Origin of the sequence: Capnocytophaga genosp. AHN8471 (assembly GCF_016806945.1) — a bacterium.
Lineage (GTDB): Bacteria > Bacteroidota > Bacteroidia > Flavobacteriales > Flavobacteriaceae > Capnocytophaga > Capnocytophaga periodontitidis.
Genome location: NZ_JAESPJ010000007.1, coordinates 34,146 through 59,708 on the forward strand (window position 1 = coordinate 34,146; position 25,563 = coordinate 59,708).

Sequence of the window (25,563 nt, forward strand, 5' to 3'; positions counted from 1 at the left end):
TTCTACTCCTTGTTATTATTTTAATAAATCGGCTACATAAGGCATTAAAGCTAAGTGGCGAGCTCTTTTCACAGCGGTAGCCACTTTGCGTTGGAACTTCAATGAAGTACCAGTAAGGCGACGAGGTAGCAATTTACCTTGTTCGTTCACAAACTTCAAGAGGAAGTCAGCATCTTTGTAATCAATGTATTTAATACCTGATTTTTTAAAGCGACAATATTTCTTTTGTTTAGAAGTGTCGATGTTTAGTGGAGTGAGGTATTTGATATCTCCTTTTTTTTGTTCTACTGCCATTTTCTTACGCTTTTTTAGTGTTTAACTTAGCTCTTCTTTTTTCAGCCCACTCGATGGCGTGCTTGTCTAATTTCACAGTGAGGTAACGCATAACACGTTCGTCACGACGGAATTCCAATTCGAAAGCGTCGATTACTTCACCAGCTACTTTAAATTCAAAGAGGTGATAAAATCCGCTTTTTTTGTTTTGGATTGGGTAAGCTAATTTTTTCAAGCCCCAATTCTCTTTTGCTACAAATTCTGCCCCCCTTGAAGTAAGAAAATTTTCAAACTTTTCTACTGCTTCCTTTATCTGAGTTTCAGATAAAACGGGATTCAAAATGAAAACAGTTTCGTATTGATTCATAAAAATAAAATGATTAAATGATTTTTAATTCAGGGCGCAAAAGTAGTATATTTATTTGAAGTAACAAAATAAAATATATTTTTTTTGCAATAAATCAAATTAATTGACTGATAATAAATATATTAATATTCTATTTCTTTCTCTATTAACATCTCTCCCCTATATATTTTTTGGTAACGAATGAGTTGCTCCTCCTTGTAATAACCTATATAATAGGCACGTTCTTCTTGGTGTACCTCAGCATCCTGTTGGCTTACTTCATCATAGAGATAAGTAGGGTGGTCTGTAGCCTGTTTGTGTAGGTCAGAACAGCGAAGGAAATAACGTTGTACAATATTGTCCTTATACAAATAAAGTTTTTGTCCATTCATAGGGATTTCGGCAAAGACTCTTTCTTGTTCAACGGGGGTAATAGGTATTTTAGGCTCAAAAGGGGGATCAGCGTGGAAGGCATATTGAGGATCAATGTGTATTTCTGAGCTTTTTACTTTGAACACCTTACGCTCCCATTGGTTGCCTAATAAGAAATATTGGAAGCCGTCCTTTTCTCCGCAATATTCATAGGTGAGTAGGGATTGCAGGGGAAAGGCTTCGGTGGTTTTTCGCTCTTCTGGGGAACTTTTGCAAGAAAATAGGGCTAATAAAGAGGCTAATAAGGTCATTTTTTTCATTCTTTTCTACTAAATATATAGATGTCAGCTTCTTCAAAGTTCGGATATTCCTCTCCAAAGACTTCTCTTATTACACTCTTACCGAGGTAACGTTCTAAAGGTAAGTAAATATCCTTTGCATCTGTACAAACAAACTCTAAATAAGGCATTTTCAGCAAAGGAGAGGCATCCTTTATAGGGTTAAAACATATCTTTAAGTTCCGAAGGGTCTCTATACCTACCAAATCACTAAGGTCTTCTATCTTGTTTTGCTCTAAGTTCAATTCCTCTAAAGATAAATGCTTCAAAGGAGAAAGGTCTTTTACTTCATTGTGATACAAATATGAGGTGTTGAGCTTCTTGAGGGCTTTCAATGGAGATAAATCACTGATTTGGATCCTCTCTAATTGCAAATATTCAAGATTGGGCAGCCACGCCAAAGGAGATATATCTGTAATTTGGTTTCTATCCAACCAAAGTTCGGTAAGGTTTTGTAATCGTTGTATGTCCTCCAAAGAAATGAGCTTATTGCACGATAATCTTAATTCTTTTAGCTTAGAAAGTTCACAAAAAGGAGTTATATCCCCCCACTCCACTGTCATAAACTTCTACTTTTTCAAGTTTTTTATACTTGGCAAGAGGCGTATAATCTGTTGCCTTGACACTCAAATAGAGTTTTTGTAGTTTTTCCAAGGGTTGCAAGGCTTCCAAGTGAGTTATATTGTCCGATGGCAACTGTAATTCCTTTATATTGGGGAACATTTGCAAGTCGGCTAAGTCCTCCGAGTGCAAATCATCGTTATGAATGAGCATTTTGGTAATCAAAGGGGCGCCTTCTTCTTTGACCAACAACCTCCTCCCCTCTTTTACAAGAAGGTCAGCGTGTTTCTTTTTCAGATATTGCTTTACTTTTTGCTCTATGAGCTTGCTTTTAAAGGTAATGTAACTCATTTAGTTTAATTTCAATACTTCTTCAAAACTAAGTATCTCGTATTCTTCGTTCAAGTGATATTTTTCTTTGGTTTGCTTATACCAAACATCGTATTCTTCCTGAAAGCCATTAGTATCAGAGGGTGTTCCGTCCTGCCAATACATATTTCCTTTGGCTATCTCCATTGCGTTGTGATAGGTGAGCTCGTGCGTAATGCAAAATAGATTATCAAGATCTTTAGGTGGGGTTGTAAACAGGCTATTTTGAGCTAATTTTTCAGTAGCATCTTCCCTGCTAAGTCCTGCATAGTGCATCATATTGTGCTTAAGCCATTCGCAATAGGAATAGTGGTTATAAATCCAATAACATTGGTCTTCTGAGTCTTCATATACTATTCCATCACACAAGCCATTTTCGTGAGGTTCCGTTCCTATTTGTGCTAATCGTTTTTGTAAGGCATTCATTTAGTTGTTTTTCTAAAAGTAATTCCATAAAATTTGTTATTCCAGAACAATTCTGTTTTCTTTTCAGTCACTGACGCTGGGATACATTGTTCTATGGCGTTCAAATCAACCGTTTTGCCTTCAAAATAGGATTTAGAAAAGACGCTTTTCTTGTATTGGGTCTCCACAAAGTCGGCTGTCTCATCAGCGATAAGGAGTTTACTACCTGGTTTGGCAACTCGGAGCATTTCGTTCATAGCAAGGGCTTTATCGTTGAAAAAATTGACACCTCCGTTGTGAAAAACAATATCAAAAGTATTATCGGCAAAAGGCAATTCCTCGGCAGGGCACTGCACAAGGGTAAGGTTTGTTTTCTTTTGCCACTGCTTCTTACATCTTTTGAGCATTCCCATAGAAATATCGGCTCCTACAAGGTTTATTGTTTTCAAATCAATCCCTTGGGGTAGATAACGCAAGTCTGCCCCTGTACCTATGGAAACATAAAGCACAGAAATATTATTTTTCCATTCCAAACGGCTCATTAATTCCGTACGCAGGCGGTCAATGGCGTTTCCATACTTGATTTTTCCTATCCATTTTTCTCCAAAATCATAAAAGAAAGACATCCAATCGTACATTTTCATATACTTTTGATTGTCTCCACTGACAAAATGGTCATTCATACAGCAAAAAATACCATTTTCTCGTCTCACATCTTCTATTTTTATGTCTGATTTAAATATTTGAGATATATCTTTCATTGTATTTATATTTTTGAATTATCTTTTCTTAATCAAAATATCTCCTTCACAAAGCCAAATGGGTTTATTTTCTATCTTTAACTCCTCCCACCATTGTTTTTCTTCTGTTTCAGCATCATCTACAAGACGGAAATTAGAAAAATCTGTACGAGGCGGAGGCAACACAATAATATGCTCTATCTCTTTAGGTTCCAAATGATAAGTATCCGAAAGTTTTTTGAGGAACAATAGTTGTTCTAACTCCTTTTTATAGCTTAGAAGTGCTTGTTTCTCCTCTTGCAAAAGAGAAACTTCTTTAAGCTGATGAATTATTTTCTGAAGTTCGTCTTCTATAAGTTGTTTTACTGTTTTCATTATTATAATCCGTATTTAGTCCAGCCCCCATCGTGCCATTGACATTCGTCAATGTTCCACTCCCCCTCTTTTCTGATGATGAGAAAGCGAAACTGACAATTATGTCTGTCTTGAGTGTAGAGGTATATCTTATTCTTAGTAACCACCTCACTATCGATAATTTGATGTTCACCATAGGTGCCGCCTTTATCTAAAGAATAACTAATTCCTTCAGGGCGATAGCCTGCCCTACGCTTGTCGGTACAATACTTTTTGAAGAGGACTTTGCATTTTTCTCTTACCAAAAGATCGCCCTCTCGGGTATCGTCATTTTTGGTAGCGAAAGCCTCCCACTCGGTCATTGCCACAAAGAAATCTAAGAGTAATTGCTTTACTACAGGCAGATCATCGGTAGGAGTTGTCGTTGGTTTCTTCTTGCCTGCAGTGCGTTGGGCTTGTTCAAAGGCTTTTATCTGATCGGCGGTGAAAGGTTTATCAAGGTAGAAACTCACCTTGTTGTAATGTGCCGCAGCCATTAGCCCCTCAAAAGTAACCCGTGTTCTCTTTAGCGAAAGAGACTTTAGGCGTGGTACTTGTAGGACAATTTTTAGTGTCTCATCAGTTACGGGGCAACCGTCCAGCGAGATATGGTCAATAGGTTTGTCGACAAAGTACTTAAAGCCTTCGCCTGTAACTTGTTTGTTGCCCTCTAAGAAAAGGAGTTTTAGTTTGGGCAAAGTCGCTAAGTACTGGAGCGCCTCATCGGTAATCTCGGTATTGATAAAGCCCATATTGACCAACGACTTTACTTGCACGATCTGTTCAACCATCTCGTCGGTTAGGGCAACATCTTTGTAATGATGTCCTTTACAAAAGCGCTCCTCGGTTACTTCTTTGAGCGCGGTTTCTAAGGTAATGGGGCGTTTGTATGTTGCCATAATATTTTATTTTTCTTTTATAGCATTGTAGTAAAGAGCTTCATACATCGGTATAATTTTCTCTTCATCAAAACGTGCTGCTACTTTGCGGGCATTCTGTTTGAATTGTGCCAAGCGGTCTTTGTCACTCAAAATATAAATAGCTTTTTCAGCCATTGTTTGCACATCGCCTATTGGACATAAATAACCTGATACACCTTCTTCATTTACCTCCGATAAGCCTCCTGCATTACTTGATACTACGGGTACACCTGCAGCCATTGCCTCTAAGGCTGAAAGTCCAAAGCTTTCGGATTCTGAGGGGAGTAAAAACAAATCTGTAAAACATAATATACGGTCTATATCAGATGTATTTCCCAAGAAAAGCACCTTTTTCTTAATACCTAAATCCTTACATAGCTGGTCGGCTATCTCACGCTCAGGTCCGTCACCTACCATTATCAATTTGGCAGGAAGTTGTTGCTGAATGCCATAGAATACCCTTACCACATCGTCTACACGCTTCACTTTCCTAAAGTTGCTAATATGAGTTACAATTACCTCATCGGGAGTTGCCATTACTGTTCGTTTGCAAGGAGAAATAGATTCAGTTTTTTTTAAGGCAATAAAGTTTGAAATAACTTTTATATCTTTATTTACATTGAAAAGGCGCAATGTATCTCGTTTCAAACTCTCGGATACCGAGGTTACCACATCCGATTCGTTGATGCTAAACGTTACTGCTTCTTTATAAGTAGGGTGATTACCTACAAGAGTAATATCTGTGCCGTGTAAAGTGGTAATCATAGGCACTTCTATCCCTTCACGTTTGAGCATCTGCTTTGCCATATAGCCTGCATAAGCGTGTGGAATAGCGTAATGCACGTGCAAAATATCAATGTTGTAAGTCTTTACCACATAAGCCATTTTGCTTGATAACGCTAATTCGTAAGGTTGATAATGAAACAAGGGGTACTCCTCTACGTGTACTTCGTGAAAGTGAATGTTCATTTCCAAGAAGTCTAAACGCACAGGATAACTATAAGTAATAAAGTGTACCTGATGACCTTTACGGGCTAAGGCGAGTCCTAATTCGGTAGCAACAACACCGCTACCTCCAAAGGTAGGATAACACACTATGGCTATATTCATTTTTTGATGTATTAGATAGGCAAAAGTACTATTTTTCTGTTGGGTATAAAAAATATTAACAAAAAATTATATCTTTGCAGTTGAGTAACAAGTGATAAAATGAAAAAAACAGCTTCTTTTTTAAACACTCATAATGGAGATTTCCTTCTCATAGAAAGTGAAACTATTACAACTAATACAACTTTTTCTAATCTTAGAGAACGTTTTCCAAATAATGAAATATGGGAGGTAGGTACAGGATACTATTGGCTATATTTTTACAATTGTTCTTTTGAAGGAAAACTCTTTGATGTTTCACTTTGTTTTAAAGGTGAGCAACTTGAATGTTTATGTTTTGCGATGAACGAACGACAGACTTCGTGGGAAGATTGGAGTGAAGAATACGAATTGAAAACTGAAAAATATTACAAACAATGGCTCACAGCCCACATTGGTGATAATCACTCTTTTGATTGGGGAAAGATTGAGGCTCTTTATGACCGTAAAGGAGGGGGTACAGCTATTTGGTTAAGTTACAAAAGATGAAATATTCAAACAAATTAAGTCCTTATATAGAAGAAGCCTATAGCTTTTTTTTCTTATTCGATTGATAAACATTTATCAGTATGTGATTGTGACAATTGCATTACTCCTACTGAAATAGATAATTTATGCCGTATTCCCCTTAGGGAGCTCTCACTTCAACAAATTAGCACCTATGTAGAGCTATGTTAGTGAGTATAGTTAAGGCTATTGTAGAATTTCATTATTTTTTACCACGTATGCTTGAACTCCTTTGTGAGGGTAAAATATTTTATATAGACGAGGGATTATCGCTCTCTAAATGCTATTTTGAACGTCTTGACTTGTGGAAAGCTCCCGAAATAGATTTTTTAAAGCGGTTTTCTCTCGCTTTTTTTGAAGAAGTTCTCAGTGAAAGACACTCCGAAATCACCACGGCTGAAGATTGGTTGGTTTGTTTTGGATTAGCAGGATTGCCCATTCAACCTTTATTAGACTGCTGGATAGCTAATGCTTATAAAATAAATGCAATTCGTTATTTTGAAGAAATTTTTATGTATAGCTTACAAGCTAGAGGAATAGAGTATCATCATACCTATTTTAAGGACAAACATAGAGAACTGAATATACAAATTACAGAATGGCTTAACAACAGTAAAACATTAAAGATTTTTTATGAAGCTATAGAAAAATTATTATTATCAGATATAGTTTTAAATGAAAAGGTTGTATATCAACTTGAGAATATGTATAATATATTAGAATTTGAATTAAAAAATCGCTAATCATCAATTGATAATAATAAAAAATCCATTATAACACTTTATTTTGTTATAATGGATTTTTTTGCGGAGAGAGAGGGATTCGAACCCCCGGAGGTGTTACCCTCAACGGTTTTCAAGACCGCCGCATTCAACCGCTCTGCCATCTCTCCAATTGCACAATTGCTATTGTTATTTCAATTATGCGGGTGCAAAGATACAACTATTTTTATTACTTGCAAATTTTTGAGACAAAAAATTGCGATGTTTTTTTAACTTATTTTATAACTTATTGTTTTACAAGAAATACAAAAATAACTTTTTAATAATTAGTTATTCATTGTCGCTAAAAACTCTTCGTTATTTCGAGTTTGTTTGATTTGTTTTTCCATAAATTCCATTGCTTCTATAGGATTCATATCGGCTAAATATTTACGTAATACCCAGATGCGATTGAGCGTATTTTCGTCTAAAAGCAAATCGTCGCGACGAGTAGATGAAGCCATTAGATCAATAGCAGGGAACACACGGCGGTTGGCAATACGGCGGTCTAACTGCAATTCCATATTACCGGTTCCTTTAAACTCTTCAAAAATCACCTCATCCATTTTAGAACCTGTTTCGGTAAGTGCGGTAGCTATGATAGAAAGAGATCCTCCGTTTTCTATATTGCGAGCAGCCCCAAAGAAACGTTTGGGTTTGTGAAGTGCATTGGCATCTACCCCACCTGTAAGCACTTTACCTGAAGCAGGCTGCACAGTATTGTAAGCACGAGCCAAGCGTGTAATAGAATCTAACAAAATTACCACATCGTGACCACATTCTACTAATCGTTTGGCTTTTTCAAGAACTATATTGGCTATTTTCACATGTTCAGAGGCTTCTTTATCAAAGGTAGACGAAATAATTTCACCACGTACACTTCGTTGCATATCGGTTACTTCCTCAGGGCGTTCATCAATGAGAAGCACCATCAAATATACTTCAGGATGGTTTTTGCTAATAGCATTAGCTATATCCTTTAGTAACATTGTTTTCCCCGTTTTAGGTTGTGCTACAATCATCCCACGCTGTCCTTTTCCTATAGGCGCAAAAAGGTCGATGAGGCGTGTAGAAGGCGTTGCTCCTTTTCCTGCTAATTCAAATTTTTCAGTAGGAAAAAGTGGTGTAAGGTGTTCAAAGAGCACACGATCTCGTACCACTTGAGGATCTAAACCATTAATTTTGATTACTTTGAGAAGAGGATAGTATTTTTCACCATCTTTAGGTGGACGCACTTCACCGTGAACTGTATCACCTGTTTGTAAGCCAAACAAACGGATTTGAGAAGCTGATACATAGATATCATCGGGGGAAGCTAAGTAGTTATAATCAGACGAGCGCAAGAAACCATACCCTTCTGGAGTAATATCTAAAACTCCTTCGCAATCTACAATACTATCAAACTCAAAATCAGGAGCTCTATAACGATTCTTTTTCTCCTTATCGAAGTTTTCATTATTGATATTCAAATAGTTATTGCTGTTATTGTTTGCAATATTACCATTATTATTATTGTTATTGTTGTTATTATTTGAAAGAGGGAGTGTTTTAGATTGATTATTGTTAGTAGAAGAAGGGGTAGGAGAATTATTTTTTCGTTGAAAATTAGATTTAGTATCTGTTTTTATTTCTACCTTATTATCTTCTGCAGTTTCTTTATTTATTGTATTTTTAGACAAATTTTCTTGTTTAGAGCTTCCTACTTTTTGAGGGGCATCTATTTTTTTCTTTCGTTCTTTTTTAGATGGTGAATTAGTGTTTTCGGCTGTTGTAGCAGCATTTTTTTTAGGAAGTTCTTGAGAAGTTTGATTGGTTTGTTTTTCTTGAAAATCAATAATTTGATTAATAAGTTCAGGCTTGTTTAAGTAGCGATACTTAGGCACATTTAGCCCCTTTGCTATTTCCTGCAACTCAGGTAGCTTTTTAGATTTTAAATCTGTAATGTTAGACATTTTATAAAATAGTTGTTAATAAAGTAAATGATTTTTTTCAGTAGAATAAGATAGTGTTTTTCCTCTTTTTAAATTAAGATATTATTGAATAGAATTTTGTAGAGGAACTGAAAACGCGGCAAAGGTACGAAATATTTTTGATATACAAAATATTAATTTGCTAAATTGATAGATTATTTATATCTTTGCCGAATAATTTAGATTTTTAAACTAATCAAAGATGAGTAAAGGACCTATTTCTCAATTCATTGAGAAAAACTTTTTACACTTCAATGCAGCAGCTTTAGTAGATGCTGCTAAAGGGTATGAAACCCATATTACTGAAGGCGGAAAAATGCTCGTGGCACTTGCTGGAGCAATGAGTACGGCAGAATTAGGAATTTCACTTGCTGAGATGATTCGCGCAGGTAAGGTAGATATCATCTCGTGTACAGGAGCTAACCTTGAAGAGGATGTAATGAACCTTGTGGCACACTCTCATTACAAACGTGTACCTCACTATCGCGACCTCACTCCTGAGCAAGAAAGAGAACTCCTTGATGGTCATTACAACCGTGTAACTGATACTTGTATTCCTGAGGAAGAAGCTTTTCGTCGTTTACAAAAGCACTTGGAAGATGTATGGCACGCAGCCGAAAATAAAGGTGAACGCTATTTTCCTCACGAATTTTTATACCAAGTAGTAAAATCAGGAGTATTAGAGCAATATTACGAAATTGACCCTAAAAATTCTTGGATATTAGCAGCTGCCGAAAAGAATTTACCTATCGTTTGTCCAGGTTGGGAAGATTCAACCACTGGTAATATTTTTGCAGCCAATGTAATCAAAGGGAATTTAAAAGCCTCTACTGTGAAAACAGGTATTGAATATATGATTTACCTCACCGAATGGTATCGTGCAAATTCAGGAGGTAAAGGTGTAGGGTTCTTCCAAATAGGAGGTGGTATAGCAGGAGATTTTCCTATTTGTGTAGTACCTATGATGTATCAAGACTTAGAATGGGAAGGCGTACCTTTCTGGTCGTATTTCTGTCAGATTTCTGACTCAACTACTAGCTATGGCTCATACTCAGGAGCTGTGCCTAATGAGAAAATCACTTGGGGTAAATTAGATATTGACACCCCTAAATTTATTGTAGAATCAGATGCTACTATTGTAGCTCCACTTATTTTTGCCTATCTTCTTGGCAAATAAGAAATAGAAATAAGAGGTAAGATTTTATATTTCTTACCTCTTATCTTATATAAAAAACTTCTTTAGGCTGTTCTCTTCTTATAAAAATATACCCTTGATAATATACATCTATACAAGCGGTAACTTTTTCATTTTCTATAACTTTTTTCCATAAAGGTTCATTTTCTTTTCGGTGAATATTATTGATGATGAGAGTGCTATCGTTGTGCATATAATTCAGATAAAAATCCAAATTCTCTTTGGGATAATTGATAAAAATAAGATCGTAAGTCGTTGCAGTTTGTAATTCGGTTATAAGACTGCAATTTTCGTTTATATAGAGTCCCTTTTTATCTGTAAAAATAGTTTTTACTTTCAAATAACGAATAATCTTCAGCAATGAAATAAATTGTTTTTTAGATATAATTGATGAATAATCAGTAATTTCACTTGATTTTACCAACTGTTTATTGTACAAGCAACGAGTTACAAAGTTGTAGATAAAAGGAGAATGCACTCCGTGTTGATTCGTTGATTTTATAAAAAATTTTAAATAACTTATGAGCGACATATTTTTCTTTGTTTTACAAACACGGCAAAGATAAAGAAAATTCACGAGTTTATAAATTTACAATTGATTATTTTTTTGCGGATGTAAAATATTATTTGTACATTTGCAGACTATGAGAGAAATTTTATTTAAATATTTACCCGAAAACGCTGTAACTCCTTGTTTCGAACTCATTAAGGCAAACAATATTTATTTACGTATTGTAAACGAGCGAAAAACAAGGCACGGAGATTATCGGCAACTTCCTAACGGGCAACATCTCATTACAATGAATGCTTCTGCTAATAAATACCGCTTTTTGATAACCTTTATTCACGAAGTAGCACATTTGATAGCTTTTGAACGGTTTGGCAGACTTATCAAGCCACACGGTAATGAATGGAAATACACTTTCCAACAACTAATGAGACCTTTTATCACTCCAGAAATATTTCCTCAACAATTATTAGGCGTATTGCAACGACATTTTTTAAACCCTATGTCCAGCAGTGATGTTGACCCTGTGTTGGCTATAGCCCTCAAACAATTTGACACGAGTGAAAATGTAAGTTTTATTTATGAAATTCCAATAGGAAGTACTTTTCGTATCAAGGATGGACGTGTATTTCGCAAAGGGCAACGCCGTGTGAAATGTTATGATTGTATAGAAATAAGCTCTGGCAAAAAATACATCTTTCAACCTCACGCTGAAGTTGAACTTATTAAAAGTTAAAAAACTGAATTAAAATATTACAAATATATGGTGAACAATTATTATGCAGTGATTATGGCTGGCGGAGTAGGTTCGCGCTTTTGGCCTGTAAGTACTACTGAATACCCTAAACAATTCCACGATATGCTCGGCACAGGGCAAACACTCTTGCAACGCACCTATTCCCGCTTGCAGAAGTTTATCCCTCAGGAAAATATCCTCATTCTCACAAACGAGCGATACAAGGAAATTGTAGAAGAACAAATCCCTAATATATTGCCTAAAAACTTGGTATTAGAACCTTGTATGCGCAATACAGCTCCTTGCATACTCTATGCGGCAATGAAAGTGAACAAGCGTAACCCTAATGGAGTAATGATTGTAGCCCCCAGTGATGCGTGGATTGAAGACGAAAAGGCTTTTATGCACAATGTGATTACGTGTTTCAATGCTGCACAAAAGGCTAACAACATCCTCACTTTAGGAATCGTACCTACTTTCCCTAACACAGGTTATGGCTATATACAATACGACAAAGACGACAATACTAACATCAAGAAAGTAAATCAATTTCGTGAGAAACCCGATTATGCCACTGCCAAAGAGTTTTTAAAACAAGGTAATTTTTTATGGAATGCAGGTATTTTTATATGGAGTACCCAAACCGTACTCAACGCTTATAAAACCTATCAACCTGCTATGTATGAACTCTTTGAAAAAGGGGAAGACACTTATAATACCGAAAACGAAGTAGACTTTATAGCTAAAGCCTACCCTGAAGCTGAAAATATATCGGTAGACTACGCTATTTTAGAGCCTTCTACTAATATTTATGTACTCCCTGCTAATTTTGATTGGAATGACTTAGGATCTTGGGGCTCTTTACACGAGAAATCACCAAAAGATAGTGCTCAAAATGCCGTTATCAACGCAAGAGTATTACTCAAAGATGCTGAAAACAATATTATCCGCACTGAAGGAGCTAAATGTGTGGTAATAGATGGACTTAAAAACTACATTGTAGTAGATAGAGATGATGTGTTACTTATCTACCCCAAAGCAAAAGAACAAAATATTAAGGAAATAGTAAATGAAGTAAAAAGCAAATGGGACTTACATTAAACAAATTACTCATAGAGAAAGGATATATTGCTATTCCGCTTGAGTTTACTCTTACCCAACACCTTGTAGTGCAAGCTAAAATTAATGGTATTGAAGGACGTTTTATTTTAGACTCTGGAGCTTCTAATACTTGTGTAGGAATAGAGTGGATAACCTATTTCAATTTAGAAGCTGAAGCCTCAGAGATAAAAGCTGCTGGTGCAGGAGCAAGTGCTATGGAAACACAGGTCGCTATAAAAAATCACTTAGAAATAGGTTCATTAAGCATCCGTAGAGTTCCTTTAGTTTTATTTAATTTGACCCACGTAAACGAAGCATTACAACAATTTAACTTGCTTCCTGTACACGGTGTTATAGGAGCTGATTTACTACTGAAGAAAAAAGCTGTGATAGATTACTCAAAAAAAAAGTTATATTTACTTCGTTAAAACTTATAAAAAGAGGCTACCTGATTTTGTTTAGGTAGCCTTTTTTCTTCTATGATTTGATATGGGATTTTCTTACTTCATTGTCTCTAACTTCCCTTGTGATTTTAGCAGTTCAATTTCTGCCAACTTATAGTCTAACAAGGCAGTAGTATAGTTATTCTTAGCATCGGATAGAGAGCGTTCAGCTTCTAATAAATCAGTGAGAGAAGCTAACCCTTGTTGATAGTTGTTTTGAGTATTGAGTAACACCTCTTCAGCGAGTTTTACGTTTTCTTTTTGTGAATCAATAGTAAGGAGGTTGTTAGTGAGTTGGCTACGAGCATTTTCATAAGCCAAATCCATTGCCAAACGAGTATCTTTGAGTGTAGCTTCAAGCGCTTGACTTTCTATCTGAGCTTGACGTATTTTAGCACGTGTACCAAAACCTGAAAAAATAGGTATATTCACTCCTAAAGTGATAGCTGAATAATCAGAACCGTATACTTTATCTTTTTTACCGTAAAAAATTGGTGTTTTAGGTCCCATACTCAAATAACCATAAGTTGCTTGCAATGCTAATGATGGATAGAGCGCTGCACGTTGTACCTTTACATTAATATCTAAAAGTTGTTTTTGTTTCTCAAGTACTTGTAACTCTATACGGTTATTGGTATTTCCTTTATCGAAAGCCAAATCATAATTAGCTTCAAATCCTTCTTTAGGCAATGTAATAGCCTCATTCATAGGCATACCAATCATATATTTAAGTGCATTTTCGGAAAGTTGTAATCCGTTAAGCGCTTGCTGGCGTGCCGATTTAAGATTGTTTACAGCTACTGTAGTACGATCGACATCTATTTTTTTAGATAAACCTGATTGGTTTAATCCTTTTACTACATTAGCTGTTTTCTCAGTAAGAGCTAAATTACTTTCTATATTTTCTAATGTTTGTCGGGTTTGGTATACTTGATAGTAAGCTTTGGCTACCTTTTCTATAATGTCATTTTCAGTAAGTTGTTGATTGAGCATATAGAACTCACGGGTAGTACGCGCTGCTTTTAGTCCCATAAATACCGATTGATTGAAGAGTACTTGGGTAAGTTTAGCTTCGGCATTAGCTGTCCATTTTTGTCCCATTTCCATTTTTAATGGTTCATCACTTGCGGGCATACCTGGAAAAGCAAAGGTACTAGCATCAATATAAGTAGCTTGTAGTTTATGATTATAGACCATACCTCCAGAAGCTGAAATATTAGGAAGTGCATTAGCACGTACTTCTTGTATTTGGTATTCGCTTTTCTTTACTTCTAAGCGAGCTTTTTCGGCATCAGCTTTATTTTCTAAAGCATAACGAATAGCATCTTTTAAAGTCAATTCTTTTTGTTGTGCAAAGCTCACAAAACTGAGGCACAACAAAGCACTCGTAATGATTTTTTTCATTGATATTTGTTTTTAGTCATTAGTTGTTAGCAACTGAAATTAGTTTATTTTTTTTTGCTTTCTTTCTTGTTCTAATACCCGTTCCAATTCTTTAAGTCCTTTTTCATTGACGAGTATTCTGAAAAAGTACTCTATAATAGTATAGATAGTTTCCCAGAAAGGAAATTCTCTTTCAGGAAAAGTGCGGGTTATAGAACGAAGACGTTGTACACTAGTATAAAAAATCTTATAAAAGTCTACATTAATATCTTTTCTAAAAAGACCTTCTTTCCATCCTTTTTCTAAGAGTTTATCTATAAAAAGTGCATCAGATTTAGCGAACTCACTTTCCATACGTTCGTATGTTTTAGGATAGTATTTTTGTAGTTCCCAGATAGGGCGATCGCTATTGATGTTGAAAACTTCCTGAACCTTTTTTTGGTTGCGGTATACATTTTCTATCACTGAACCTTCTCCTTGTACAAAAGTATCTGCATTTTTACAGCTCATTTCTAAAACGTAATCTAATGTAGCTTCTACCAAGTCGCTTTTAGAGGGAAAATGTTCGTAAAGTGTCTTTTTAGACATCCCCATTTTGTTAGCCAAATCGTCCATTGTAAAGGTTTTAAACCCGTACTGCATAAAGTCGTTTAAGGCTCTTTTCACGATTTCTTCTTTCATACGCTGTTTTCTCTAATTCGGGGGCAAAGGTATAACAAAAAAACTTAATAAACAAAAAAAGTTTCCTTTATTTTAGATAAGAAGTAAGAGGTAAGAGATAAGATTGGTTTATTTAAAGGCTTAAGAAGGTAAATCCTACGCCTACAACTGTTTGTTTATAATTATAATCGATGAGGGAATCGCCATAACCGTGAGATGCTTGCAACAAAATACGCAGGTCGCGACTCAGCGGATATACCCAATTCAGCTCTATGTGTCCGCGATTATGATTAAAATTTAAATTATTTCTCACTCGCAAATTAAAAACATTTTTACGGAATGGATAAGCAATGCCCAATTCACAACGTCCTATATAATTCTCAATATCGGGATTGTCATCTTCTCTTGCTTTTTCTGAAAAACGCCACCAGAAACGGCTATTAATCATTAAATCATTCCATAGGAAAATACCTGATAAAATAATTCTGTTCCAACTGCGGGAATGTGCCGCTTCTTTACCATTAGATTGGTGATTTACGGATAAGCCTATCATTTTCATTTTTAGGTTACCTGCTGAGAAGTTTAGCGGATAGGTAAAGATGAGTTCAGGTTCGTAATTCAGTTCCCTAAACGGACGTGAAAGCTCACCGTTGTACATCTGCCAATACGATTGCTGGGTGAAAGCGACCCACACATCGCCTTTACCAAAAGCGTCTTGCATAATTTTAGCTTTTAGGCTGACTTGGAATTTTGTTTCTACGTGTTGATAATCTCTCCATTCGGGGATGGGGCGGTCGGGGTTGAGACTTATGGGTTGCTCGGTAGGGACATCGGTATAGCGGAAGGGCATTATATACATAGGGAGGTATTCTACGAGTTTAAAAGTACCGCGTTGGTCTTCGCGCGGTCGAGTTCCCACATTTTTGACAAAGTACGTTCTAATTGTGCTTTTCTATGAGCTTTCTGTTCTGCTTTAGGGAGTTCTTGTAGAGAATCATTTATTGCTTCTTGGGCAAAAATGAAAGGTGATGCTGCTAAAAATAGTATAAATAAGGAGTGTTTCATTATTCTGTTCTTTGTTTTGCGGGTGCAAAGGTATGGATAAAAACTTTATAAACAAAAAAAGTTTTCTTAAATAAAAAAGAAGGTCACTTACTTTTTAAAACAAAATAACGCAGAGCGGAAACTCTGCGTTATTTCGAACATAAATTTTAATACAAAATGAAACAAATTCTCGTGATCACGACAGGATTCGAACCTGTGACCGTCTGCTTAGAAGGCAGATGCTCTATCCAGCTGAGCTACGTGACCCTATATTTCAAAAAAAATATTTCAAAAATGCTACTTAAAGGAACATTAATGAAATATTTTATTGTCGGGGCGGCAGGATTCGAACCTGCGACCTCCTGGTCCCAAACCAGGCGCGATGACCGGACTACGCTACGCCCCGAGAAACTTATCTAATGAGTACATTTAGATGCGGAGAGACTGGGACTCGAACCCAGGCGACGGTTACCCGCCGACAGATTAGCAATCTGCTCCGTTACCACTCCGGCACCTCTCCGTTTATGTATATGAACTTATTATTTCTGTTTTGCGGTTGCAAAGGTATAACGATTTTTCATTTCTTGCAAGTTTTTCGCAAACTTTTTTTAATATTTTTTATAAAATATTTATTAAACAGTTATTTATCAAATACATAGTATTTATATATTTTTATTTTAGAAAGAATATATCACTTATTTTTCTATACATTTCTTCTTCAAAAAATGCACTTCATCATTTATTTATACTAAATGTAACAATCAACAAAATATTAAAAAACTCCAAGCAATTGTATTACTTGGAGTTTTTAGATATTTGTTTAAATTTGTAAGTACTAATTAAATATCAATAGCTTCACCATAAGCAGCGGCTACAGCTTCTTTTACGCCTTCGCTCATAGTAGGGTGAGGGTGTACAGCTTTGATGATTTCGTGACCTGTAGTTTCTAATTTACGAGCTACTACAGCTTCAGCAATCATATCGGTAACGCCAGCACCAATCATATGGCAACCTAACCATTCACCATATTTAGCATCGAAGATTACTTTGATAAAACCTTCAGTAGTTCCTGCGGCATTAGCTTTACCAGAGGCTGTGAATGGGAATTTACCTACTTTTATTTCATAGCCTTTTTCTTTAGCTTGTTTCTCAGTAAGACCTACTGAAGCAATTTCAGGAGTACAGTAAGTACAACCAGGGATATTACCATAGTTAAGTGGTTCTACGTGCATTCCTTTAATCTTTTCAACGCAAATAATACCTTCGGCAGAAGCTACGTGTGCTAAGGCTTGACCTGGTACTACGTCACCAATAGCGTAATAACCAGGAACGTTAGTTTGATAGAATTCGTTTACTTGAATTTTGTCGCGTTCGGTTTTGATACCAACTGCTTCTAAACCAATATTTTCTATATTTGTTTTGATACCCACAGCAGAGAGTAAGATATCAGCTTCGAGTATTTCTTCACCTTTAGCGGTTTTTACGAATGCTTTTACTCCTTTACCTGAAGTATCTACTTTTGTTACCTCAGCAGAAGTCATAATATTAATACCTGATTTTTTGAGGCTCTTTTCGAGTTGTTTTGAAATATCCTCATCTTCTACAGGAACGATATTAGGCATAAACTCTACAATAGTTACTTCGGTACCCATAGCATTGTAGAAGTAAGCGAACTCAATACCAATAGCACCACTACCTACTACAATCATTTTTTTAGGTTGCTCAGGAAGAGTAAGTGCTTGACGATAACCGATAATTTTTTTACCGTCTTGAGGAAGTGCAGGTAACTCACGTGAACGAGCTCCAGTAGCGATAATGATATGGTCGGCACTATATTCAGTTACTTTACCGTCTTTATCTTTTACATCTACTTTTTTGCCAGGTTTAAGAGTACCATAGCCCATAATCACGTCTATTTTGTTCTTTTTCATTAAGAACTGTACCCCTTTGCTCATTGTAGAGGCTACATCGCGACTACGTTTGATAACAGCAGGAAAATCTTTGTCGAAAGAGCCATCTTTTACTTTGATACCATAGCTTTCAGCGTGTTTAAGATATTCAAACACTTGTGCTGATTTTAGCAAAGCTTTAGTAGGGATACAACCCCAGTTGAGGCAGATACCTCCGAGGTTTTCTTTTTCGATTACAGCGGTTTTGAAACCTAATTGAGAAGCGCGAATGGCAGTAACATAACCACCAGGACCACTTCCTAATACAATAACGTCGTATTTACTCATTTCTTTTAAAATTTATCAATTTTGATATTTAGGATACAAAGTTACGAATAATATTTTGATTAGTTGCTATATAAAGCACTTTTTTTCTTAGTTATTTTTTTAGTTGTTTGAAAAATAGTAGATTAAGAGTAATTTAGCTTTTGTAAAATTCAAAGTTATATTTTTAGTTATGCACCAGAATTGTATTTTTGTTTTATCGGATATTTCTACAAACCAATAGTTGTTTCATAACTATAGATTTTTAGTGAGTAACTCTACAATCTTATTATTAGGAAAAAATTCTTTTAAAACTACTTTCAGTACGGTATAGGCTGGGATAGCCACTACCATTCCTACCATACCGAAAAGCGTACCACTGATAAGCGTGATGAGAAAAATCTCTAAGGCAGTAGATTTTACGGAGTTTGAAAATATAAGAGGTTGTGAGAAAACATTATCTATAAATTGTCCTACAATAAAGCCTATAAGTACATAGATAGTAGTAGGTAGACTTACCGTCATAAAATCGTTTTGCAGATTACTGCTCATTGTAAGGAGTGCCATTAATACAAAGCCTATCATTGGCCCTACGTAAGGAATAAGGTTGAGCAATGCACAAAGTAGTGCGATAATAAAGGCGTTCTCTACTCCAAAAATAAGCAATATAACAGTGTAAATCACAAAAAGTATGGTGATTTGAAGTATCAATCCTACAAAATAACGTGATAAGAGGTTGTTTATTTTGAAAATAGAGGTTTTGAGTTTTCGTTTTCTGTGAGTAGAAAAGGTAGAAAGAAGGGCTATAAGAATTTTTTCACCATCTTTCATAAAGAAAAAGCTAATAAAGAGTACTGAAAAGGCTCCCACTCCAAAATCACTAATAAAAGAGATAAAAGAATTAAGAAAGTTAGGAATGTCAATAAAATTTAACATTTCTTGTACTCCAAAAGAATAATCTTCTTTTTGAAGACCTACCTTACTGAGGGTTTGTTGAATAAGATTATCTATATTGGTTTTGAGCAAATCGATATTAAGCCCTGATAGATTCTTGCCTTGTGAAACAAGTAGTGGGATAAACAAGCTAAACACACTCAAGGCTAATAAGATAAAAATTGTCATTGTAAGGATAACACAGAGGGTACGGCTCTTTATATGCAATCGTTTATAAAAAAACTGAATAAGAGGTTTCCCCATTAATGTCAGTACCAATGATACAATAAGATAAATAATAATAGATTGTAGTAAATAGAGTGTATACAGCCCTAATACTACTAAAGCAATGATTCCTACGGCACGGAGTATGCCATTTGCTATTTCTTTTGAATTCATAATTAATTTATTGATAACCAAAATCCTCTCCGTCTTCATCTTGAAAAACGATAGGAGTTTGCTTTCTTATCCAATTTAAAAATTGAGTGAGGGTTCTTTCTATACTTAGGGGGTGTGCTGTGATTTCTATAAAAATATAGTCCTCTCGATCTAAAAAGATACGTACATTGTATGGCCAATCAGCTGGTGGAGGCTTACTCTCAATACCTTTTAGCCAATATTCGCCTTCTTTCATTAGATAGGAGCCTATTTGCTTTGGATGATATACATAAGTATCTAATGAAATAATCTGTTCTTTAATTTCCTCTTTATGCTTTTGATACCAAGTAGCATCTTCAAATATTACATATCCTTCGGCTGCCATAGTTAATGTGTAAAAAATGAAAAACTTACAATTTCTTTATTTGTCCAAGCTGATAGAATATCTATTTGGCAAATGGTATCATTTTCTTCTTTCCAAAAAGAAGAATGTATCTCACTAATATCTTCATTGAGATAATTCTCAAATGATAATGCAAAAACCTTTTCAAAAAGGTACTCATATATTATATTTTGATAGTCTTTTAACGCTAATAGTAAAGTTCCTTTCTGATAAGATACATCTACTATCTGTGCATCACTCCAATTATTTTTGAGGATATCAAGCTCCATAATTGCTAATAAAACTATAATAGGTTGCAAATATACTTCTTTTAGATTTATAGTTCCAAATTTTTAGTTAGTTTTTTATCTTTTACCATCTTACCTAACAAGCGAAGAATCAATGTTAAATTTGCTAATTTGCTAATTATCTCTTACCTTTGCGCGGTGATTTTAGATAAGCCGTTATGCAAATACCTAACACTTTCAATATCAATGTCAAAGCAAACATTTACCTCCCTATACACAGCGAAGAGGTTTTAGTTGAGGCTTTGCAACAACACAAAAATCCTTTTGTTTTAGGTGGAGGAAGCAATATGTTACTCACCCAAGATATCACACAACCTGTATTACATATTCTTCTAAAGGGTATTAGCATTGTAAAAGAAAATAACGATAATGTATGGATTAAAGCACAAGCAGGTGAAAACTGGCATCAGTTTGTGCAATATACTTTATCTCAAGGTTATGGTGGACTTGAAAACCTCTCACTTATCTATGGAAATGTAGGAACTACCCCTGTGCAAAACATTGGAGCCTATGGGGTTGAAATCAAAGATGTAATGGAGAGTTGCGAGGCTATCAATATTCACAGTTTACAAAAGCGAAATTTTACTAACGCTGAATGTAGTTTTGGCTATCGTGAATCTATCTTCAAAGGAAAAGAAAAAGGCAATTATATTATTACAGCAGTTACCTTTAAACTCACCAAACGCAATCATCTTTTGCATACCGAATATGGGGCTATCCAACAGCTACTCGCCGAAAGAAGGCTCTCCTCCCCTACTCCTAAACAACTCTCGGAAATAGTAATAAGTATACGCCAAAGCAAACTGCCTAATCCTGATACATTAGGGAACTGTGGTAGTTTTTTCAAAAATCCTATCATCTCAAAAACAAATTACGAAGAATTAAAAATTCAATATCCAGATATTCCTTCTTATTCTATTGATGAAACACAAGTGAAAGTGCCTGCTGGTTGGTTGATAGATCGCGCAGGGCTCAAAGGATATAGAAAGGGAGATGCAGGAGTACACAACTTGCAAGCCTTAGTGCTTGTGAACTATGGAAAAGCTACTGGCAAAGAAATTTTAGCTGTGGCTCATTATGTACAAGCAACTGTACTCAAGCAATTTGGCATCACTTTAGAATTTGAAGTAAATATTTTCTAATGAATATATCAATTGTCATACCACTACTCAATGAACAAGAATCATTGCCCGAACTTTATCAGTGGCTACATAAAGTACTTACTGAGCATAGTTATTCCTACGAAATTATTTTTGTAGATGACGGTAGTACTGATAATTCTTGGCAGGTGATTGAAGAATTATCGGCTAAAGATAGCAACATAAAGGGTATTCGCTTTTTGAGCAACTATGGTAAATCACAAGCACTACACGCTGGCTTTAAACAAGCACAAGGAGATGTGGTGATTACTATGGATGCCGACCTGCAGGACAGTCCTGATGAGATTCCTGCTCTTTACAATATGATTACCCAAGAAGGGTATGACCTCGTATCAGGATGGAAGAAAAAGCGTTACGATTCAGTTTTAACAAAGAACTTACCTTCTAAACTTTTCAACTGGGCAGCACGCAAAACCTCAGGTCTCACACTTCACGACTTTAATTGTGGGCTTAAAGCCTACAAACAAGAGGTTGTAAAGAATGTTGAAGTATCAGGAGAGATGCATCGCTATATTCCCGTATTAGCAAAGAATGCGGGGTTCAATCGTATTACTGAGAAAGTAGTGCAACATCAAGCTCGCAAATATGGTGTTACGAAATTTGGTATGAGTAGGTTTATCAACGGATTTTTAGACCTTATCACTATTAGTTTCTTGTCACATTTTGGCAAACGACCAATGCACTTTTTTGGAGCATTGGGGGTACTGATGTTCTTTATAGGTTTCTTATTCTCAGCTTACCTTGGAATTGATAAATTATTTATCAACCCTAATGGTCGCCTTATTGCTGATAGACCTCAGTTTTATCTTGCACTTACTACTATGCTTATTGGTACACAGTTATTTATTGCTGGTTTTTTAGGAGAAATCATCTTAAAGACTAAGAGTAATGAAGAGAGGTATAAAATTAGAGAAAAAACAAATAACAAATAACGAATTACAAGTTACGAAAAAATAGTAAATATAAACTTAAATAATATCAGAATGAATCATCAATTAAAAATATTCAATTCCTTAACAGGAGAGAAAGAAGTATTTGTACCCTTACACGAAAATAATGTAGGGATGTACGTATGTGGACCTACCGTATATAGCAATGTCCACTTAGGTAATGTACGCACCTTTATGTCGTTTGATTTTGTGTATCGCACACTTAAATTTTTAGGCTACAAAGTGCGTTATGTACGTAATATCACAGATGCTGGTCACCTTACTGATGATGGAGATGTGAACAACGACCGTTTTGTGAAACAATCTCGTCTTGAAAAACTTGAACCTATGGAAATCGTACAAAAATACACCGTTGATTTTCACAAGGTTTTGGAGATATTCAACTTACTGCCTCCTACTATTGAACCTACTGCTACAGGACATATACTAGAACAAATACAACTTACCGAAAAACTACTAAAAGACGGCTTTGCTTACGAAAGCAATGGTTCTGTATACTTTGATGTACTTGAATACAACAAACGAGGGCTCAACTATGGAGAACTTTCTCGTCGTAACATAGAAGAACTCTTTGCTAATACTCGAGATTTAGATGGGCAAGGAGAAAAACGTAATCCTCAGGACTTTGCGCTTTGGAAAAAGGCTTCTCCAGCTCATATTATGCGCTGGGCATCGCCTTGGGGTGATGGTTTTCCTGGTTGGCACTTAGAATGTACCGTGATGAGTACTAAATATCTTGGCAATCAGTTTGATATTCACGGAGGAGGTATGGATTTGAAGTTCCCACACCACGAATGTGAAATTGCACAAGGGAAAGCAGGACACGGAGAAAGTCCCGTTCGTTATTGGATGCACGCTAATATGCTCACTATGAATGGACAACGTATGAGTAAATCTATTGGTAATTATATATTGCCAATGCAACTCATCAGTGGAGAGAATAGTTTCTTTGAAAAACCTTTTGCTCCTGCTGTGATACGCTTCTGCTTTATGCAAGCCCACTACCGCAGTGTGCTTGACATTTCTAATGAGGCAATGCTTGCTGCTGAAAAAGGCTTCTCAAGGCTTATGGAAGCTGTAAAAACATTGAATGAAATGTCTACCGATTTAGAACACCCAGGACCTCTTTCGTATGAAATTGATCAATGGAAACAAAAATGCTATGATGCCCTTTTAGACGATTTCAATTCACCTATACTTATAGCTCATCTTTTTGAAGCTGTAAAATGGATTAATGGTGATGAAAAGATTTCAGTAGCTGAACTCAATGAACTGAAAACTCTAATGAATGCTTTTGTTTTTGATGTTTTAGGTCTACAAAGTGAGCAACAAACTGCTAATAACAACGACAAACTCGATGGAGTGCTCCAATTGCTTATTAATATGCGAATGGAAGCTCGTGCTAATAAAGATTGGGCGCTTTCTGACAAGATTAGAGATGAACTTCTTGCAATGGGTATCCAACTCAAAGACGGTAAGGAAGGAACAAGTTACATTGTAAATTAAAAAGAAGAATCTTTAAGCTAACTGCTATGTACAAGTTATTCATACGTCCGTTACTTTTTAGTCTCGACCCCGAGAAGGCACATCATTTTACTTTCAAATATTTGAAGTTGATACACAAAATACCTTTTGTACCCTCTCTCATTCGGTCTATCTATCAAGTAGAGCATCCTTCTTTGCACCGAGAAGTTTTTGGATTACAGTTCAAAAACCCTGTGGGATTAGCAGCTGGGCTCGACAAGGACGCTACTTTATACCAAGAGTTATCCAACTTAGGCTTTGGTTTTATAGAAATAGGTACCATCACCCCTAAACCACAACCAGGAAACCCCAAAAAACGACTTTTTCGCCTTATAGATGATCAAGGTATTATCAATCGTATGGGGTTTAATAATGAAGGAGTAGCAGCAGCTGTAGAGAGACTCAAAAAAAACAAAGGTGTATTAATAGGAGGCAACATAGGGAAGAATAAAATTACTCCTAATGAGGAAGCTGTAAATGATTATCTCATTTGTTTTGAACAGCTTTTTAATTATGTGGATTATTTTGTAGTGAATGTGAGCTCTCCGAATACCCCTAACCTACGTTCGCTACAAGAGAAAGAACCTCTAAAGCAGTTACTAAACACCCTTCAAGAAAAGAATTCATCCAAAGAAAACCCCAAACCTATTCTCCTAAAAATTGCTCCAGATCTCACTGATGAACAGTTGTTAGACATCATAGAAATTGTAAAAGAAACACATATTGCTGGGGTAATTGCTACTAACACTACTATCAGTAGAGAAGGATTACACTCCGATAACAAGAAAGAAACTGGTGGACTTAGTGGGAAACCACTTCGTGAGCGCGCTACCGAAGTAATTCGCTTTTTGAGTGAAAAAAGTGGTAAAGCCTTTCCTATCATAGGTGTAGGAGGTATTTTTAGTGAAGAGGATGCTCTTGAAAAATTAGAAGCAGGAGCTTCATTAGTACAACTTTACACTGGATTTATCTACGAAGGAGCTGGACTTATAAAGCGCATTAATAAAAAACTTATAAAAAAGAACCACGCCTTATAAATGGGGCGTGGTTTTAATTAAACAATTGTTGAAGTGTGTAGTGTTGCGGTTACACGAAAATTTTCTATTTATTTTTCAATAAATCTCTAATTTCAGCCAATAGTTCTTCTTGAGTAGGACCTGCAGGAGCTGCTGGAGCTTCTTCTTCTTTTTTCTTCAATTTGTTAATACCTTTTACAAGCATAAACAATACAAAAGCTACAAACAAGAAATTGATCACAGCAGCAAGGAACTTACCATAAGCAACCCCATTCCAAATTAGTTTTTCTAATTCTTGAACTTGAGCAGCTTTAAGTGCTGGAGTCAATAACAAAGGAGTAATTACATCAGATACTAATGATGATACAATAGCACCAAAAGCAGCCCCAATGATAACCCCAATGGCTAAATCTACTACGTTGCCTTTTACTGCAAACTCTTTAAATTCTTTTAAAAATCCCATAATAATTCAATTTTTAAGTTAAAAAAAGATTTGTTTTTATTTCGGGGGCAAAAATAATATTTTTT

At 35.7% G+C, this 25,563-nt stretch carries 29 protein-coding genes, 4 tRNA genes and 1 pseudogene; 10 read left to right on the forward strand and 24 right to left on the reverse strand.

The window, feature by feature from the left end; genetic code table 11:
- Positions 1–15 precede the first annotated feature (15 nt).
- The 10 genes from rpsR to bshA all read right to left on the reverse strand — a co-directional run bounded on the left by rpsR (position 16) and on the right by bshA (position 5,827).
- Entirely contained in the window at positions 16–294 is a 279-nt protein-coding gene (gene rpsR, locus JMN12_RS03310) for a 30S ribosomal protein S18 (RefSeq protein ID WP_002671374.1), read from the reverse strand.
- Between the two features lie 4 nt (positions 295–298).
- On the reverse strand, positions 299–640 hold the full coding sequence (gene rpsF / locus JMN12_RS03315) for a 30S ribosomal protein S6 (protein WP_002679068.1): 342 nt from the start codon (positions 638–640) through the stop codon (positions 299–301).
- Between the two features lie 122 nt (positions 641–762).
- Positions 763–1,302, reverse strand: coding sequence for a hypothetical protein (locus JMN12_RS03320; protein WP_238423805.1), 540 nt, complete (start codon positions 1,300–1,302; stop codon positions 763–765).
- A 5-nt stretch (positions 1,303–1,307) separates the two neighbouring features.
- The gene (locus tag JMN12_RS15160; RefSeq protein WP_238423806.1) at positions 1,308–1,892 is read right to left on the reverse strand and encodes a leucine-rich repeat domain-containing protein; all 585 of its coding nucleotides are present in this window, start codon (positions 1,890–1,892) and stop codon (positions 1,308–1,310) included.
- On the reverse strand, positions 1,855–2,241 hold the full coding sequence (locus JMN12_RS15165) for a hypothetical protein (RefSeq protein WP_238423807.1): 387 nt from the start codon (positions 2,239–2,241) through the stop codon (positions 1,855–1,857). Before JMN12_RS15165 ends, JMN12_RS15160 begins: the two co-directional genes overlap by 38 nt.
- Positions 2,242–2,685, reverse strand: a complete 444-nt coding sequence (locus tag JMN12_RS03330; RefSeq protein WP_009751034.1) for a hypothetical protein — start codon at positions 2,683–2,685, stop codon at positions 2,242–2,244.
- On the reverse strand, positions 2,682–3,425 hold the full coding sequence (locus JMN12_RS03335) for a class I SAM-dependent methyltransferase (protein WP_203082134.1): 744 nt from the start codon (positions 3,423–3,425) through the stop codon (positions 2,682–2,684). The genes JMN12_RS03330 and JMN12_RS03335 overlap by 4 nt, the downstream gene beginning before the upstream one ends.
- An 18-nt stretch (positions 3,426–3,443) precedes the next feature.
- The gene (locus JMN12_RS03340) at positions 3,444–3,779 is read right to left on the reverse strand and encodes a hypothetical protein (protein WP_009751032.1); all 336 of its coding nucleotides are present in this window, start codon (positions 3,777–3,779) and stop codon (positions 3,444–3,446) included.
- Between the two features lie 2 nt (positions 3,780–3,781).
- Entirely contained in the window at positions 3,782–4,696 is a 915-nt protein-coding gene (locus tag JMN12_RS03345; RefSeq protein WP_203137121.1) for an NTF2 fold immunity protein, read from the reverse strand.
- Positions 4,697–4,702: 6 nt separating this feature from the next.
- A complete protein-coding gene (gene bshA, locus JMN12_RS03350; protein ID WP_203137128.1) occupies positions 4,703–5,827 on the reverse strand; it encodes an N-acetyl-alpha-D-glucosaminyl L-malate synthase BshA in 1,125 nt (374 codons plus the stop codon).
- A 99-nt stretch (positions 5,828–5,926) separates the two neighbouring features.
- Here bshA and JMN12_RS03355 point away from each other — a divergent pair, with 99 nt between their 5' ends.
- Together JMN12_RS03355 and JMN12_RS03360 are read left to right on the forward strand one after the other, a co-directional pair.
- Positions 5,927–6,352: a hypothetical protein gene (locus JMN12_RS03355; protein ID WP_203137130.1), complete on the forward strand. Its 426-nt coding sequence runs from the start codon at positions 5,927–5,929 to the stop codon at positions 6,350–6,352.
- A gap of 182 nt (positions 6,353–6,534) precedes the next feature.
- Positions 6,535–7,113 carry a hypothetical protein gene (locus tag JMN12_RS03360; protein ID WP_238423808.1) on the forward strand — a complete coding sequence of 193 codons (579 nt, stop codon included), beginning with the start codon at positions 6,535–6,537 and terminating at the stop codon, positions 7,111–7,113.
- A 64-nt stretch (positions 7,114–7,177) separates the two neighbouring features.
- On the opposite strand, the gene JMN12_RS03365 is transcribed toward JMN12_RS03360, so the two are convergent.
- Positions 7,178–7,262 (reverse strand) — tRNA-Ser (locus tag JMN12_RS03365).
- A gap of 156 nt (positions 7,263–7,418) precedes the next feature.
- Positions 7,419–9,083, reverse strand: coding sequence for a transcription termination factor Rho (gene rho / locus JMN12_RS03370; protein ID WP_203137132.1), 1,665 nt, complete (start codon positions 9,081–9,083; stop codon positions 7,419–7,421).
- A 220-nt stretch (positions 9,084–9,303) separates the two neighbouring features.
- Here rho and JMN12_RS03375 point away from each other — a divergent pair, with 220 nt between their 5' ends.
- Positions 9,304–10,278 carry a deoxyhypusine synthase family protein gene (locus JMN12_RS03375; RefSeq protein WP_203082130.1) on the forward strand — a complete coding sequence of 325 codons (975 nt, stop codon included), beginning with the start codon at positions 9,304–9,306 and terminating at the stop codon, positions 10,276–10,278.
- A gap of 40 nt (positions 10,279–10,318) precedes the next feature.
- On the opposite strand, the gene JMN12_RS03380 is transcribed toward JMN12_RS03375, so the two are convergent.
- Positions 10,319–10,657, reverse strand: coding sequence for a hypothetical protein (locus tag JMN12_RS03380; RefSeq protein ID WP_238423809.1), 339 nt, complete (start codon positions 10,655–10,657; stop codon positions 10,319–10,321).
- A gap of 283 nt (positions 10,658–10,940) precedes the next feature.
- Here JMN12_RS03380 and JMN12_RS03385 point away from each other — a divergent pair, with 283 nt between their 5' ends.
- Genes JMN12_RS03385 through JMN12_RS03395 form a run of 3 tightly spaced genes read left to right on the forward strand, consistent with a single transcriptional unit; the run spans position 10,941 to position 13,069 of the window.
- Positions 10,941–11,540, forward strand: coding sequence for a SprT-like domain-containing protein (locus JMN12_RS03385; protein ID WP_009412092.1), 600 nt, complete (start codon positions 10,941–10,943; stop codon positions 11,538–11,540).
- 27 nt (positions 11,541–11,567) lie between these two features.
- Complete coding sequence (locus JMN12_RS03390) at positions 11,568–12,641, forward strand: mannose-1-phosphate guanylyltransferase (RefSeq protein ID WP_009412093.1); 1,074 nt, start codon at positions 11,568–11,570, stop codon at positions 12,639–12,641.
- On the forward strand, positions 12,626–13,069 hold the full coding sequence (locus JMN12_RS03395) for a retropepsin-like aspartic protease (protein WP_009412094.1): 444 nt from the start codon (positions 12,626–12,628) through the stop codon (positions 13,067–13,069). The genes JMN12_RS03390 and JMN12_RS03395 overlap by 16 nt, the downstream gene beginning before the upstream one ends.
- 72 nt (positions 13,070–13,141) lie before the next feature.
- Here JMN12_RS03395 and JMN12_RS03400 read toward each other — a convergent pair whose 3' ends face one another.
- The 10 genes and pseudogenes from JMN12_RS03400 to JMN12_RS03445 form a co-directional block, all read right to left on the reverse strand.
- The gene (locus JMN12_RS03400; protein WP_203137135.1) at positions 13,142–14,488 is read right to left on the reverse strand and encodes a TolC family protein; all 1,347 of its coding nucleotides are present in this window, start codon (positions 14,486–14,488) and stop codon (positions 13,142–13,144) included.
- Between the two features lie 39 nt (positions 14,489–14,527).
- The gene (locus JMN12_RS03405) at positions 14,528–15,148 is read right to left on the reverse strand and encodes a TetR/AcrR family transcriptional regulator (protein ID WP_203137137.1); all 621 of its coding nucleotides are present in this window, start codon (positions 15,146–15,148) and stop codon (positions 14,528–14,530) included.
- A 112-nt stretch (positions 15,149–15,260) separates the two neighbouring features.
- Positions 15,261–16,195: pseudogene (locus JMN12_RS03410) on the reverse strand (phospholipase A).
- A gap of 169 nt (positions 16,196–16,364) precedes the next feature.
- Positions 16,365–16,438, reverse strand: a tRNA-Arg gene (locus JMN12_RS03415).
- Positions 16,439–16,502: 64 nt separating this feature from the next.
- Positions 16,503–16,577: transfer RNA gene (locus JMN12_RS03420), tRNA-Pro, on the reverse strand.
- Between the two features lie 30 nt (positions 16,578–16,607).
- Positions 16,608–16,691 (reverse strand) — tRNA-Ser (locus tag JMN12_RS03425).
- Between the two features lie 319 nt (positions 16,692–17,010).
- A complete protein-coding gene (gene lpdA, locus JMN12_RS03430; RefSeq protein WP_009412098.1) occupies positions 17,011–18,408 on the reverse strand; it encodes a dihydrolipoyl dehydrogenase in 1,398 nt (465 codons plus the stop codon).
- 231 nt (positions 18,409–18,639) lie between these two features.
- Positions 18,640–19,716, reverse strand: a complete 1,077-nt coding sequence (locus tag JMN12_RS03435) for an AI-2E family transporter (RefSeq protein ID WP_203082126.1) — start codon at positions 19,714–19,716, stop codon at positions 18,640–18,642.
- 7 nt (positions 19,717–19,723) lie between these two features.
- Entirely contained in the window at positions 19,724–20,080 is a 357-nt protein-coding gene (locus JMN12_RS03440) for a hypothetical protein (protein ID WP_203137139.1), read from the reverse strand.
- 2 nt (positions 20,081–20,082) lie between these two features.
- Positions 20,083–20,397: a hypothetical protein gene (locus tag JMN12_RS03445; RefSeq protein WP_238423810.1), complete on the reverse strand. Its 315-nt coding sequence runs from the start codon at positions 20,395–20,397 to the stop codon at positions 20,083–20,085.
- Between the two features lie 146 nt (positions 20,398–20,543).
- On the opposite strand from JMN12_RS03445, the gene murB reads away from it, so the two are divergent.
- From murB to JMN12_RS03465, 4 genes are read left to right on the forward strand one after another with little or no spacing between them, the layout of a single operon-like run.
- Entirely contained in the window at positions 20,544–21,527 is a 984-nt protein-coding gene (gene murB, locus JMN12_RS03450) for a UDP-N-acetylmuramate dehydrogenase (RefSeq protein ID WP_203137151.1), read from the forward strand.
- Positions 21,527–22,477 (forward strand): glycosyltransferase family 2 protein, encoded by a 951-nt coding sequence (locus tag JMN12_RS03455; RefSeq protein ID WP_203082123.1) that lies wholly within the window; start codon positions 21,527–21,529, stop codon positions 22,475–22,477. The genes murB and JMN12_RS03455 overlap by 1 nt, the downstream gene beginning before the upstream one ends.
- 51 nt (positions 22,478–22,528) lie before the next feature.
- Positions 22,529–24,001, forward strand: coding sequence for a cysteine--tRNA ligase (cysS, locus tag JMN12_RS03460; protein WP_203137153.1), 1,473 nt, complete (start codon positions 22,529–22,531; stop codon positions 23,999–24,001).
- Between the two features lie 26 nt (positions 24,002–24,027).
- Complete coding sequence (locus JMN12_RS03465; protein ID WP_203137155.1) at positions 24,028–25,056, forward strand: quinone-dependent dihydroorotate dehydrogenase; 1,029 nt, start codon at positions 24,028–24,030, stop codon at positions 25,054–25,056.
- Between the two features lie 64 nt (positions 25,057–25,120).
- Here JMN12_RS03465 and mscL read toward each other — a convergent pair whose 3' ends face one another.
- The gene (mscL, locus tag JMN12_RS03470; RefSeq protein WP_009412106.1) at positions 25,121–25,498 is read right to left on the reverse strand and encodes a large conductance mechanosensitive channel protein MscL; all 378 of its coding nucleotides are present in this window, start codon (positions 25,496–25,498) and stop codon (positions 25,121–25,123) included.
- Between the last annotated feature and the right edge of the window lie 65 nt (positions 25,499–25,563).